Source organism: Bacillus crepusculi, from assembly GCF_014764715.1.
In the GTDB taxonomy this organism is placed as follows: Bacteria; Bacillota; Bacilli; order Bacillales; family Bacillaceae; genus Bacillus.
Map to the genome: position 1 here is coordinate 150,083 of NZ_JACXXE010000001.1, position 13,392 is coordinate 163,474.

At 39.0% G+C, this 13,392-nt stretch carries 13 protein-coding genes; 10 read left to right on the plus strand and 3 right to left on the minus strand.

The window, feature by feature from the left end:
- Nucleotides 1–45: 45 nt before the first annotated feature.
- A complete protein-coding gene (locus IEE86_RS00760; RefSeq protein ID WP_191095489.1) occupies nucleotides 46–309 on the minus strand; it encodes an acyl carrier protein in 264 nt (87 codons plus the stop codon).
- Between the two features lie 170 nt (nucleotides 310–479).
- Here IEE86_RS00760 and IEE86_RS00765 point away from each other — a divergent pair, with 170 nt between their 5' ends.
- From IEE86_RS00765 to IEE86_RS00775, 3 genes are all read left to right on the plus strand, one after another.
- Nucleotides 480–1,397 carry an aminoglycoside phosphotransferase family protein gene (locus IEE86_RS00765; protein ID WP_191095490.1) on the plus strand — a complete coding sequence of 306 codons (918 nt, stop codon included), beginning with the start codon at nucleotides 480–482 and terminating at the stop codon, nucleotides 1,395–1,397.
- 177 nt (nucleotides 1,398–1,574) lie between these two features.
- A complete protein-coding gene (locus IEE86_RS00770; RefSeq protein ID WP_191095491.1) occupies nucleotides 1,575–3,344 on the plus strand; it encodes an ABC transporter ATP-binding protein in 1,770 nt (589 codons plus the stop codon).
- A complete protein-coding gene (locus IEE86_RS00775; RefSeq protein ID WP_191095492.1) occupies nucleotides 3,341–5,056 on the plus strand; it encodes an ABC transporter ATP-binding protein in 1,716 nt (571 codons plus the stop codon). Before IEE86_RS00770 ends, IEE86_RS00775 begins: the two co-directional genes overlap by 4 nt.
- Here IEE86_RS00775 and IEE86_RS00780 read toward each other — a convergent pair.
- A complete protein-coding gene (locus IEE86_RS00780) occupies nucleotides 5,043–5,303 on the minus strand; it encodes an acyl carrier protein (RefSeq protein ID WP_191095493.1) in 261 nt (86 codons plus the stop codon). The genes IEE86_RS00775 and IEE86_RS00780 overlap by 14 nt on opposite strands.
- A 101-nt stretch (nucleotides 5,304–5,404) precedes the next feature.
- On the opposite strand from IEE86_RS00780, the gene IEE86_RS00785 reads away from it, so the two are divergent.
- The 4 genes from IEE86_RS00785 to IEE86_RS00800 are packed head-to-tail and all read left to right on the plus strand — an operon-like array spanning nucleotide 5,405 to nucleotide 9,359.
- Nucleotides 5,405–6,415 carry a hypothetical protein gene (locus IEE86_RS00785; RefSeq protein ID WP_191095494.1) on the plus strand — a complete coding sequence of 337 codons (1,011 nt, stop codon included), beginning with the start codon at nucleotides 5,405–5,407 and terminating at the stop codon, nucleotides 6,413–6,415.
- 20 nt (nucleotides 6,416–6,435) lie between these two features.
- Nucleotides 6,436–7,014 (plus strand): CYTH domain-containing protein, encoded by a 579-nt coding sequence (locus IEE86_RS00790; protein ID WP_191095495.1) that lies wholly within the window; start codon nucleotides 6,436–6,438, stop codon nucleotides 7,012–7,014.
- 6 nt (nucleotides 7,015–7,020) lie between these two features.
- Nucleotides 7,021–8,166 (plus strand): nucleotidyltransferase domain-containing protein, encoded by a 1,146-nt coding sequence (locus IEE86_RS00795; protein WP_191095496.1) that lies wholly within the window; start codon nucleotides 7,021–7,023, stop codon nucleotides 8,164–8,166.
- A 23-nt stretch (nucleotides 8,167–8,189) separates the two neighbouring features.
- Entirely contained in the window at nucleotides 8,190–9,359 is a 1,170-nt protein-coding gene (locus IEE86_RS00800; protein WP_191095497.1) for a phosphoenolpyruvate carboxykinase (ATP), read from the plus strand.
- Here the strand turns inward: IEE86_RS00800 and IEE86_RS00805 are convergent.
- Nucleotides 9,356–10,438, minus strand: a complete 1,083-nt coding sequence (locus IEE86_RS00805; protein WP_191095498.1) for a serine hydrolase domain-containing protein — start codon at nucleotides 10,436–10,438, stop codon at nucleotides 9,356–9,358. The two genes, IEE86_RS00800 and IEE86_RS00805, sit on opposite strands and share 4 nt — an antisense overlap.
- Nucleotides 10,439–10,548: 110 nt before the next feature.
- Between IEE86_RS00805 and IEE86_RS00810 the strand changes: the two genes are divergently transcribed.
- Genes IEE86_RS00810 through IEE86_RS00820 form a run of 3 tightly spaced genes read left to right on the plus strand, consistent with a single transcriptional unit; the run spans nucleotide 10,549 to nucleotide 13,392 of the window.
- A complete protein-coding gene (locus tag IEE86_RS00810) occupies nucleotides 10,549–11,778 on the plus strand; it encodes a methionine adenosyltransferase (RefSeq protein ID WP_191095499.1) in 1,230 nt (409 codons plus the stop codon).
- Nucleotides 11,779–11,783: 5 nt separating this feature from the next.
- On the plus strand, nucleotides 11,784–12,827 hold the full coding sequence (locus tag IEE86_RS00815) for a hypothetical protein (protein ID WP_191095500.1): 1,044 nt from the start codon (nucleotides 11,784–11,786) through the stop codon (nucleotides 12,825–12,827).
- Between the two features lie 13 nt (nucleotides 12,828–12,840).
- Complete coding sequence (locus IEE86_RS00820) at nucleotides 12,841–13,392, plus strand: AAA family ATPase (protein ID WP_191095501.1); 552 nt, start codon at nucleotides 12,841–12,843, stop codon at nucleotides 13,390–13,392.

A 13,392-nucleotide genomic window follows, 5' to 3' on the forward strand; every position in this document is an offset into this window, starting at 1 on the left:
TCTTTTTAAGAGATGCCGTTTTTTTTATGTCCAAAATCATAAAGGTTAATCAGCTAATTTGATTTGTAGCTGCTGGACAATTTTAGTGATTGTCGAAAAATTTTCTGTCAATAATTCTTCATCTGCAAATTGAATATCAAAAACCTCTTCTAGTTCCAAAATGAGAGAAACTGCTTTGATCGAATCGAGACCGTGATTTGTTAACTCTTCGTCTGCACCAATAGAAATCTTGCTTTCATCGCCCAAAGAACGCAGGACCAAATCTTTTACTTGACTTGATAGTGAAAGGGCATCCGTCGTTTCATTCATCTGCAACGCTCCTTTTTACAAATTTTCTACCATTTACATAAATTAACTATATTAGAACGAAAAAACATTGTAAAGCAGTTTCTACACAAATAGGAATTGTTGATCATTCTCTTCAAATGAAATATTTGGTAGAGTGAGAAGAAAAGAGACTGGGAAGGATTGATCAATAGATGAATAAAACAGACCTTGCGCAGCACATTCCCTTATTAAACGAAGCGGTCTCAATAGACCAGATTGATAAAGGATATTCTCGAGATCAAAAATGGATTGTGACCCTGTCATCAGGTGAAAAATATGTCCTTCGATTCACAGAGCATGGCCAATATGAAAAAATAAAGACTCAGTTTGAGTTGCTTTCTCAATTAAGACATCTCGGGGTTCAGTGTGCTGCCCCGATCAATATGGGTTACTTAGAAGAAAAACAGTTAGTTTACTATATTTTATCGTTTGTAGAAGGTCAGGAAGCAAAAGAAATCATCACTCAATTCACAGAGGAAGAGCAGTATACTATTGGAGTAAGTGCTGGAAAGGATTTAAGAAACATGCATAAATATCCAGCGCCATCGTCCATCGAACCTTGGGAAGATCGTGTGATCAAAAAGCATCATCGGTATTTAGATGCTTATCGAGCAAGTGGTATTTCCTTAGAAGGGGATGAAGAAATTGCTCAATTTATTGCCAAGCATATAGATGTTGTAAAAGGCAGACCTAATCAATTTCAGCATGATGATTTTCATTTAGGGAATATTATCATAAAGAAAAATCAATATGCAGGTGTCATTGATTTTAACAATTTTGATTGGGGAGATCCCGTACACGATTTTTATAAAGTCGCCCTTTTCAGTAGAGAAACAAGTCATGCCTTTTCGGCTGGTCAAATAAATGGTTATTTTGATGAGAAAGTGCCAGATGATTTTTGGCTTCGTTATTCTGTTTATGTCGCAATGAGCATCTTTTCGTCGATTATGTGGGTCATTAAATTCGATCCAGGTCAAATGGATGAGATGATTGAAAGACTAGAAAATGTGTTAAAAGATCATGAATATTTTCATCAAATTGAACCGTATTGGTATACACAGTATCGCTAGTCAAGACTGAAATATAGGACAATTAGGCAGTGATGGAAGTCACTGCCATTTTTATTATAATGATCCAAATTACACATTGTCATGACTAAAAACATTTTATATAATCCAAACAAGGATCGAAAAACTTGTAAAAAAATTCCGTTTTTTGTTGAAAAAGAGCAAAAGGCTGGTGATGGATTGAAACAAAACGATAAGGATTCAAAACAGTTATGGCGTGTTTATTTATGGACACTTTCATTCTTAAAACCTTATACAGGTAAAGTCATTCTAGTCATTATGAGCGGTTTCGTTATTACGTTGAGCGAACTCATTATACCTAAATTTATTCAATATTTTATTGAGACCATTTTGCCAGCGAAAGACTTTTCAAAAATGAATGGATTATTGCTAGGGCTAACAGGCCTAATTGCAATTGGTATTATACTGACTGCCGCACGTAATTTATGGCAAAGAAAATTAATTGAACAAGCCTCAAGAGATTCACAATTTGCTGCCTTCCAGCAAATCCGTCAACTCGGTTTCTCATACTACGAACAACATTCTGTTAGTGAAACACTCTCCTTTGTTAACACACAAACACGAGCTGTACAAGAAATTTACAGACGATACTTCCCACAATTTATCAACCAGACATTATTTATCACCATCTCACTTTACTTTATGATACAAATTTCTATCTTACTCACACTGATCATCATTCCCAGTTTTATTCTCTACTATATCTTTGGCCCATGGCTTGAAAAAAAGGCAACCGTCTATGGTAGACAAAGTGCTGAAGGCTTTCGCACGCTACAAACAAAATTATACGAAAGTCTTGCTTCGATGGAAGAGCTTAGAATATTAGGGTATATGAAATGGGATGTGGAGCGGATTCAAAAACTTCATGAAAAGGTACACCATGATCATGAAAAAAATGTTTTTTTCGCTTATTTACGAGGAAGCAACCGCCGTCTCACATATTATATTGGCGCTCTTGTTACTTTTGCTGTCGGTATCTATCTTGTGAAAAATGGCCAGCTGACAACAGGCGGTTTTGTGGCATATATACTGTATTATTTTTCTGCGATGCATATGCTCACTTCCATTGTCACGCTTTTAACAGAACAACGAATCTTAACCTTTCAAATTGAACCATTATATCATTTTATGAAAAAAACACCCGATATTAAAGAACCTGAGCAGCCAATCCTGCTTGATCATGTAAAAGGCGATATCGTGTTTCATGAAGTCCATTTTCACTATCCAAACCATCCCCCTTTATTAAAAGGGATGAATCTACAGATTCGGCGTGGCGAAAAAGTAGCGCTCGTCGGTACGAGCGGGGGAGGGAAAACCTCACTTCTTAAACTCATTGGCCGCTTTTATGACCCTGCATCTGGGGTCATTACAATTGATGGAATGGATTTGCACCGCTTACCAACTAGTCAAATAAGAGGGGCCATGGGGTTTGTCTTTCAAGAAACATTTTTATTCAATATGAGTGTAAAGGACAATATTCGCTTTGGAGATACAAGTCTTTCAGATCAACAACTCATTGATGCCGCAAAAAAAGCTGATTGCGATTCGTTTATACGAGAACTAGAGCATGGGTATGACACCATACTTGGTGAAAGGGGATTAAAGCTTTCTGGTGGTCAAAAGCAAAAGATAGCCATTGCTAGACTATTTGCTAAGAATCCAAGCATTGTCTTGCTCGACGAAGCAACAGCATCTCTTGACAGTGTCAGTGAGCAAAAAGTCCAGCAAGCATTGCATCAAACTTTCAAAGATTCCACTGTCATTGCAATCGCTCATCGGCTATCAACAGTGAAACATTTTGACAGAATTATTTTAATAGAAGATGGATGCATTTTAGAGACTGGGCATTTTAACGAATTGATGAGGAAAAAGGGTCATTTTTATCAATTAGCGTCTGACCGATCAGAAAAGGAGGCAGGTGTAAAATGAAAAAAAACTGGCTGTTTCTTTTGATCGCAAGACAAAAATGGCTGCTCTTCCTCGCTCTTTTATTTGTTTTGATAGAGGCTACAGCGAATTTAGCAATGATCGGGCTGCAAAAGTGGCTGATTGACGATGTTCTTCTGAGTAATGGCGGTGAACAATTTAACTATATTCTCATGTTGTTTGCCATTGTCTTCTTCGTATATGTTGTGATGTTTGTCGTTAGCCCATATGTGATGCATAAAAACTATCTTTCTATCCACCATTCATTACAGAAAAAGATGATGGATCAGCTCCAGCAAGTATCGATGAGAACCTATAAAAAACATCCTGTTAGTTTTTATTTACACAAGCTCAATCAAGATGTAAAGACAGTCGCTGTCACTGCTGCTTTACATATACCGAAAATTGTCCAAACAATTTTCATGGCTGTTGTTTTATCCGTCATATTACTATCTGTGAGTCCTATTTTATTTTTCCTGCTTCTTTTTGCAAGCACTTGTTATTTCATTGTTGGTAAAACAATGGCGAAAAAGGCAACCCTCATAGCAAAAGATGTGCAGGAGAGAAAATCAGATTTATTTGTGCACGTTGAAGAAGGTATTTCTTCTACAAGAGAGATTGTGGCATTTGACAGGCGCAAATGGGAGATCCATTTGTATGAAAAGCTATTCAACAAAATGATGGATAGCGTAATCAAAGAAGGGAAGTTTCAAAATAAGCTTCTTTTTTTGACAGAGCCACTAAAATGGGTAGGCATATTGTCTGTGCTTTTGTTTGGGACTCATCAAGTAGCAGCGGGGAAAATGTCAATTGGTTTATTTGTCGTCATTTATCAATATGCATCTCAACTAATGAAAAGTTATCAGGAATTATTTCAGTATGTATTTGAATTTTTCCACCAGCGTGCATCGATTCATCGAATCTCAGAAGTATTGCATGTGGAAAGGGAGGAAAAAGGAACAAAACGTATAGATGATGTGGAAGATATGCTGTTTGAAGAGGTTTGTTTCTCTTATGAACAGACAGCAAAGGGAGCTTTAGACAGGCTGAATCTCCATATTCCAAAGGGAAAGAAAGTCGCCATTGTTGGTGCGAGCGGCAGCGGGAAATCGACCATTTCAAAGTTGGCAGTAGGACTCTATAGATCTGATAGTGGGAGGGTGCTAGTAAATGGAGTTGATCTAAAAGACATCGAGGCATCTCATTTTTTAAAACGAGTAGCAGTTGTGCCCCAAGAGCCCTATTTTTTCCCGGACTCTATACGAATGAACTTAATCATGGGATTAACAGATATTACAGATGAACAGCTTGAACAAGTTTGTGAGATCGCGCAAATTCTTTCCTTCATAAAAGGGCTTGAAAAAGGATTTGATACCGTGATTGGAGAGAGAGGAATTTCCCTATCAGGCGGACAAAGACAGCGTTTAGCAATCGCCAGAGCTCTTCTAAAACAAGCTGATTTACTTATATTAGATGAAGCGACATCCGCACTTGATCGGCAGACAGAAAGGAAGGTGCAAAAAGGAATCGACGATGCCAAAGGGGGAAACACCATGCTGGTCATTGCGCACAGGTTATCGACCATACAAAATGCAGATATGATTTATGTACTGGAGGACGGTGGAGTTCAAAGCTGCGGCACCCACGAGGAGCTGATGGAAGCCTCCTCGCATTACCGCTCTTTATTTATGGCACAAGTCATTACAGCGTCTTAGTTAGTTTGTTTTTAACCAAAGTAAAGAGTCGATCTAAGGTGCGGAAGTGGTCCGGGTGTAATTCTTCGTCTTCAAACGAAACATGAAAGGTATCCTCAAGTGCAATAACAAATGAGACGATTTGTACAGAATTTAACCCTAAAGCTTTTAAACTATCATCCCGACCTGGCTGCTCAGTGAGTGACAACTTATTCATCACTAGTTCGACAATCTGTTCTTCAACTTCTGTTAATGTCAGTTCATTCATGTCGTGGCTCCTTTCTAAGAGATCGATACACTTTACATTTTGGTTGATTCAGGAAAAAAATGCAATTGTTTTTACAAATCTATCATAAGGGGTTGCATTCATTGTCATATGTAAGCTATCAGAAAGAAGATGCTCGCGTAGTATTAGGTGCAGATGAATCCATACAGAATCTAGTTATGAGTAAAGTCCATCCCTATATTGATTGGAACAAAACAGCAGGGACACATGAAGAAGTTTGGACGATTTTAACAGGTGAATACGCACAAAAAATTCAAAAGGAAATGACACTTGAAGAAGTATTTTACGAAACCAAGCTGGAGCCACGTTGCCGCTACCTTTATCATGGAGAGAAAAAAGTGATCGTCATTGACGAGCCAAAGGATGTGCGGTGGGTGGCGCAACACGCATTACGGCTAATAAGAGTTCTGCTTCGTCTTATGTGTTATCAAAAGGGACTCATCTACTTGCACGGCGGCATAATGGAGATGAATCATAAAGGTGTTGCATTGATAGGAGGGTCTAGAGCGGGGAAAACATCCACAATTTTATCCATGTTAGCCTTAACCGATGCCCGTTATATAACAAATGATGACATAGGTATTGAATACAAGGACAATCAGTACACAGGCACTGGATGGCCGAGATCAATGAGCATCCGTAAAGATTCATTTGAAGCAATCGAAGCGCTCGGTACTCAATACAGGCTCCAAACATCGAGTCATCCATTTAATGAAGATGATAAGAACTATCATTTTGTATATCCAGAGGAATTAGAAAAATGGTTTTCGCGGGCAGTTAAAACAAAGGGGAAAATCGATGTGATCGTGTTTCCTGAATTTTTACCTCACGGACAAACCGGTGCAGAGCTTTCTAAAATCACTCCACAAGAGGCAGCGGAGCGCCTGAAGCAGCATGCGGTGATCAATCCCGGAAGACATAATGAGTTCTTACTACCTTATTTCACATTGCCGACACCTCAAGAGTTAGAACCATTTCTTGATACACTTGCGAAAAAGATCCCTTGTTATTCATTAAAGCAGGCATTTACTTCTTTAGAAAAAGGAACGGCTTTACTTCAAGAGCTACTTGAACAATCCGACATTGTGGTTTGAGTTTTTTTTGGAGGTGAATCATGGTTGAGCAAGAGTATAAATATTTGCTGTCACAGACAGATTTTCAGCACATACACGATACGTTAAGTCGAAGTCATCAACCTACTCATATACTTAACTTCAATTACTACTACGACACCCCTGATTTTTTATTTAAGCGATTTGGCTATACGATACGTATCCGACAAATCGGCGATAAACTAACACTTGAGATAAAAAGTCCCAGTCAAACCTCTGGATATAAAAGAATAAGAGAAGAAACTTCATTTCCTATTGATGATTTACCGCAAAAGTTAGATTTAAAGAACATAATAACGTCTCTGCCTTTTACATTCACTCAACATCCAGAATTATTAGGTTTATTAGTAACTGAACGCACAACCTTTTACATGGAGACAGGCGTAAAAGTGGACTTAGATCAAAGCAGCTATCTTGGGATGACAGATTATGAATTAGAAATTGAATATGACAGTGAAAAGGCGTATGAGGCAGATAAATGGTTTGATACATTAACTGGTGATTTGGACATGCCAGCCAATCGAAAAGGGAAACGTTCTCGATTTATCACAAGATTTAAATCGTTATATGGGAAGGGGTAGTCAAGCATGCGGGCTGTTTTGGATCAATCCACTCTCTCAAATGAGCAGAGGCTATTATTACTTGGCTCACGTATTCAATTAGATGAACAAGAAGAAGAGTCCATTAGAGACTTATTAAATGATGGTATAGATATGCCGAAGTTTATCGGACTTGCATCTAGACATAAGGTGCTTCAGCTTGTTACACCCCATTTGATTCGCCTTGATGTCGAAAAAGACATAACGACAACGTACAAATTTTTGCTTCACTATCACTATATAGGCAATCGTCAAAAAAACATGGTGAGATTTCAAGAATTCAAGCGTCTTTTACAAACATTTCGAGAGGCAAAGCTGAAAGCGGTCCCTCTTAAAGGAGCCATATTAACACCGCTTGTATACAAAGATTATGGACTGCGAATGATGTCAGACCTTGACTTCCTGATTCACCCAGATGATCGAAAGAGTGCATCTTTATTGCTCAAGAATGAAGGTTTTATCATTGGGAAATATGACTGGGCAACCGATCAAGAAATTCCGATTTCTCGAGAAGAAGAAATGATGTGGAGAATCAATGCGGGGAATCTCTATTCTCATATTAAACGGAGTGGAGAAGACTTTTTGAAGGTACACCGCGTCGATTTTTCTTATGATGTTGAGCTGAAGAAAAACTATCAGGCAACAAGTGCTTTGCTGGATGCTTCTGAAGAAAAGTCATTTTTTCAAACGGACACCTATTTGCTTCAACCTTTAGATTTTCTCATCCATCTTGCCTTCCATTTATACAAGGAGGCAACAAATGTACAGTATGTCTACTTACATGCAGATCTTAATTTGATCAAGTTTTGTGATGTAAGGGAATATGTCATGTACGCTGAAAAGCAACACCAACTCGATTGGCATGCCTTACAAGAAAGAGCGAAGGAACTAGGAGCTGAAAAAGCACTTTTTTACACGTTTACTTTTTTAGACTTATTATATCAAACGAACTATATCGACCACTTGCAGAAGCTAGACATGAGTGATCAATCTTTCTTAGAAACGTATGGTGAAAATGATTTCGGCTCTTTGAAACTTTGGAAAAAATCCTTTGTCGATCGTTTTTTTAGTCTGGATAATCGCGATGAGCTTGAAGAGGAACCGGCCATACAGCTATTTCCTGAAAGGCAATAGCAAATGAAAAAGGAGGAATCTAAATGGATATAAAGGCACTCTTTGAAAAGTCTGAGGAAGCGTTTCCATATAAGAAATCATTTGTGTTTGCAGGGATTCATTTTAAAATTTTATCAACAGAATCGCTTGCTATTGAAGATATTGAACATTATATACCGAAAGAGCCAGTCAGCCATATCGGCGATATCCCTTCACAGATTGACATACGTTTTATCATTGATCCGGTGCTCGAACAATCCATTCGCAGCGATTGCTTCAAAAAAGGTGAAACGATTACAGCAAAAAGAAAGTTTACTTACAAACGATTCAAGTCAGACGATCAAATTTTCTTTGCATCACATGAAGGTGACGAGCCGCACAGTGTGGCGGTTGTTAAAGGACGTTATGCTGTGATCGGAAAAAATAAAAATGAGTCTGCGATACGCTGTCCACTGCGAATCGTTCGAGAAATCGCGCTTAGAACGTTAGAAAATCAGGGGGGATGCTTTACGCATGCAGCAGCTGTCTCTTTTGAAGAAGGTAAAAAAGGCGCATTAATTATAGGAGATAAAGGTGCAGGGAAGTCTACCACTATGTGGCAGTTTTTGCATAATGGAGGAGCTGACTTTATCACAAATGATCGGTCCATTTCGATGCTTGAAGATCAGGAACTTACTGTATATGGGTGGCCGATGTGCTTAGCGCTTGGAGTAGGAACTGTCCAAGCAACAACAAATATACAGGAATTAAAAAATAGAACATTTAGCAGGTCTCAGGATGAAAGAATATGGGATGAAACCATTTCAACAGAAGAAGAAGCGAAAGAAAAATGGGCGAGCGGCTGTAAGTTTGAAATTACGCCAAAGGAAGCTGCTGAAATGACTGGAACAACCATTCGAAGCTCAACCAAGGTAGATATGGTGATTTTTCCCTCACTCAAAATAGGTTCAGGTGAAATTAGGCTGGTGCCAGTAAAAAAAGATGATCAAAAAGCGAAAGACATTATGGTAGCAAATATAAGAGAGCCAGAAGATCCTGATTATTTAAAAGGCTGGCTCGGGCTTCGAAGTGTTTCAGATACCTTTCTTGAACAAAAGGCATCTGAGCTCATCCATCACTTGTTTCACATGCCATGTTTTTATTTAGAGGGCGATCCGCGAAAGCTGCAGAAAGCGATTCCAGATTTATTAAACAAAAAAGCAAGTTCAATTTAAATAGACGATTGTCTAAACATTCGTTTGAGCCGGTCTTCACGCTTTTTCATCTTTTCATTATCTGCTGGAAGCATGAGTTGAAAGAGCATATCAGCGATTGGTCTTGCGATCCGTTCGTCAGAGTTTAATAGAATGCAAATGCCTAATTTTTGTTTTGGGATGAATCCGATATAGGAGGTGAATCCTTTAATTTCTCCGCTATGTTCAGCTAGGGTGTATCCGTTGAAAGGTCTTAAGAACCATGAAAGGCCAACGCCTCTGCTGAAATCTTCTTCAACCATAACGGGGCTTTGCATTTCCTTTAACGAATGCTGATGAAGCAGGCGGCTTCCGTCATATTGAGCTTGGATGAGCTGAATCAAATCATCTGCGGTAGAGAAGAGTCCACTTGAACCGTCTTCCCAAGATGGTGTTTCAGCACTTGGATAGGATATATCAGATAAGCCAGATGAAGAAATTGTATACCCTTTTGCTGTGGATGGTGTTTCAATAAACCCAGTTTGCTTCAAATGGAGCGGATCTAGAATCTGGGATTGCATTAACTCTCTAAATGGTTGGCCACTTACTTTCTCTAGTACTTTACTTAAAATAGAATAGCCAAGGCTAGAATAATTGATGATAGACCAAGGTGGTGTGAATATGGTGAGCATGTCAATACACTCAGCTAATGTTATATCTCTTATCTGGCTCGCTTTATCTAGTGTTTTGGGCAGGCCCGATATATGAGAGGCAATCATACGGAAAGTGAGAGGAACTGGTTCAGATACATGACTTTTTAATAAAGATAGTAAAGGTTCGTAAGTCTGAATGGGCTTATCGAGTTGAATCAACCCCTCATCTCGCAGTTTCATCATGACCATTGCAGTAAAAGGTTTAGTCACAGAGCCAATTCGAAAGGTTGTGTCTTTTGTGACTGGAGTGCCACTTTCCAGATCAGCTAGTCCCTCATGCCATGACCAAATTTGCTCAGCTTCATGGGAAATGCACACGGAGCAGCCAGGGATTTGATGTTGTTTCAGTAACTTTTTAATATCAGTGGTTTTTTCTTGTAATCGCTGTATGATCAATTCATTGATCAAAATAGACACCTCTTTCATACAGAATATATATATATTACCAAATGTTTCATGCGGAATTAAGGTGATCTATCAATATTTTTTATATTTTAAAAGAGAGCGGGCGATAGATAATGAAAACAATTCAAAAAACAATTCTTGATATTTTAAAAGGCGATGGCCAAGATATTGAACAAATTCCATATGAGCTTGTAGAACGCAAAGGCGTAGGGCATCCAGATACAATGTGTGATGCCATAGCAGAAAGAGCTTCTCAATACTACTCTCAATATTGCATGGAGCATTTCGGAAGAGTGGCACATCACTGGTTTGACAAAGTCATGCTTCTTGGCGGAGATGCAGATGTACAGTATGGGAAAGGAACGATGGTCAAGCCTTATCAAGTTGTATTTGCTGGAAAAGGGGCGTATGCATACGGCGAGGAGCCGATTCCTCTTAAGAAAATCCTTTTTGATGCAGCTAAGGATGTGCTATCAGAAGTGACAACAGGATTCGATCCTGACGAGCATCTCGTCATTGATTGCCGAATAGTAGATCATCAAGGGGCTGGTCGTAAAGACTCGAGATATCGTCCGATGGTCGAAACAGACATGATTGAGATCGGTGATCCAAAGCTTGTTTCAAATGACTGTAACTTATTACATGCTCATGCACCATTAAGCCGTCTTGAAAAGTTGGTTCTTTATACAGAGCGTTATGTAAATGGACCAGATTTTAAAAGGGTAAACCCAGATACTGGCTGGGACGTGAAAATATTTGGAAGCAGGCGGCATGAAGAATTCAAACTCATTGTGAATATGCCTTTCTTAGCAAAAGATATTCATAGCATAGATGAGTATTTTGCTCGTAAAAAAGAATGCCAGGATCAAATCGCGCAGTATATTGATGAAACGTTAGGACTTAAACCGGATCTCATGCTAAACGCAACCGATCGCAACGGTCGTCCATATTTAACAGCACTTGGATCTGTGGCGGATACTGGGGATGTGGGAGTAGTTGGCAGGGGGAATAGATTAAATGGACTTATCACGCCAATGCGATCAATGAGTATTGAAGCTCCAGCTGGAAAAAACCCACTTGATCACACAGGGAAATTGTACGGAGTGCTGGCTCAAAGGTTGGCAGATCAAATTTTTGAAACCATTCAAAAGCCAACAGAAGTGCATATCTTTACTTCAAAAGAGGCACCTCTCCATAACCCTGATGAAATTGCGGTTCGTATTCAACAATGGGATGGAGATGAGGAAGAAAGAAGGCGAATTGAAGATCTTGTCATGAAAGCTGTACATTCAATGGGCGATGTCACAAAAGATTTAATTTTTAAAGGCATTACAATGTGGTAAAAAAGATGAAAAAAAAAGTCATTGATGCAGTCCATGCATGTGTGAATACAGAAGAGCCTTTGACAGTGACAATTCAACCATACGAAGTCAAAAAACATCAGGATATGAATCAGCATCATGTTCTCATCATGCTCAAGCCTGAATTAACCAACATCCATCAGGGGGTTCAGCTGGATCGAATACTAGATGAATTACTGAACCGTTTAGCTGATGATGATGTAGAAATAGGGGCCGTCCGCGTTTTATCATCCTTATATTTGAAAGAAGAGAAAATATTAGAAAATCAATATGGGATGCTCAATCGAATTTCTAGAAACGGTCTGAGTGAATTGTCAGAAGCAGCAAAAAAGGTGCTGTCAACAAAATACCCGGAGTATAGAACGAAGGAACATTTGATTTATGGAGGACATCAATTTTTACAAAAGTATCAAGAGCTCACGCCATATGGTTTAGAGCTTTTAACAAGAAATGTCAAGGTGGATAAGTTAGGTGCAGGGACATATGCAATTGAGGTAGAGGTGGACGGAGAAAAGATGCTCCTGCTCAATTCATTCCATCCTTGTCAAATTGATTGGTTCACTACCCCTAGGCGGTCTGTTATTGTCATTGAATGTTTTACTCAAAAGCCAATGAGGGTGATGAGAGAACACTTTATTGGTGCAACTGATCCTCACGAAGCGAGAGAAGGATCCTTTAAACACATGCTGCTCACAGAGCAAAAAAGGTTCGGCTTAACAAACGTTTGTACACGGTTTAACGGCATACATCTTTCACCAGGTCCTATAGAGGCAATGGCCGGAATGATTCGTTATTTTAGTACATCTGGAAAAAGGTTGTCACCCTCGCATACACTTTTTGGCCAGCTGTTAAGGGAAAAAGGCTTTTCGGCGGAGGAATTAGATTTATTATGTGAAGATGTGTCCATCAGTTCAAGTGGTACAAGAGAAACACCTGTATTTGAATTAACTGAAAACCTAAACTGGGATGAAGCGCTTGCTTTACTATTAAAAGTGAAAAACGACATCCAAAAGCATGAACGTGTTCTGTAACGGAGGGAACAACTTGAGTAAAGAAGGAGTTAGCCAGCGCATTTGGATTGTTGGTCCACCTGGATCAGGGAAAACGACACTCGCAAACCGATTGAAACAGGACTTATCCTTACCTCACTATGAGCTCGATGCCCTTTTCTGGCAAGCAGACTGGAACAAGACAGATAAAAAGCTGTTTATTGAAAACGTTCATGAAATTGTCAAACAAAGGAAATGGGTTGTCGATGGACAATATTCATCTGTTCATCACATATTGGCTGAATATGCTGATACGATCATTTGGCTCGATGTGAAGAGAAGACAGACGTTTCCTAGTCTCATCAAAAGGACGTTTAAACGTCTAATCACAAAAGAGAAGCTTTGGAATGGAAATAGGGAGAGGATTGGCAATGCGCTGCAATTTTTCTCATATGCCTTTCATGTGTATCCAGAGGTCCTCCATCATAACGAAAAGCTTTTTCATCAATTAAAGGAAGCATCACATGTGACATGTCTACGAGTAAACAAGCGAGAAGAGGTAGAACAGGTGATAAAGAAAATCAATCATCTTAAAGAAAAGGGGTGA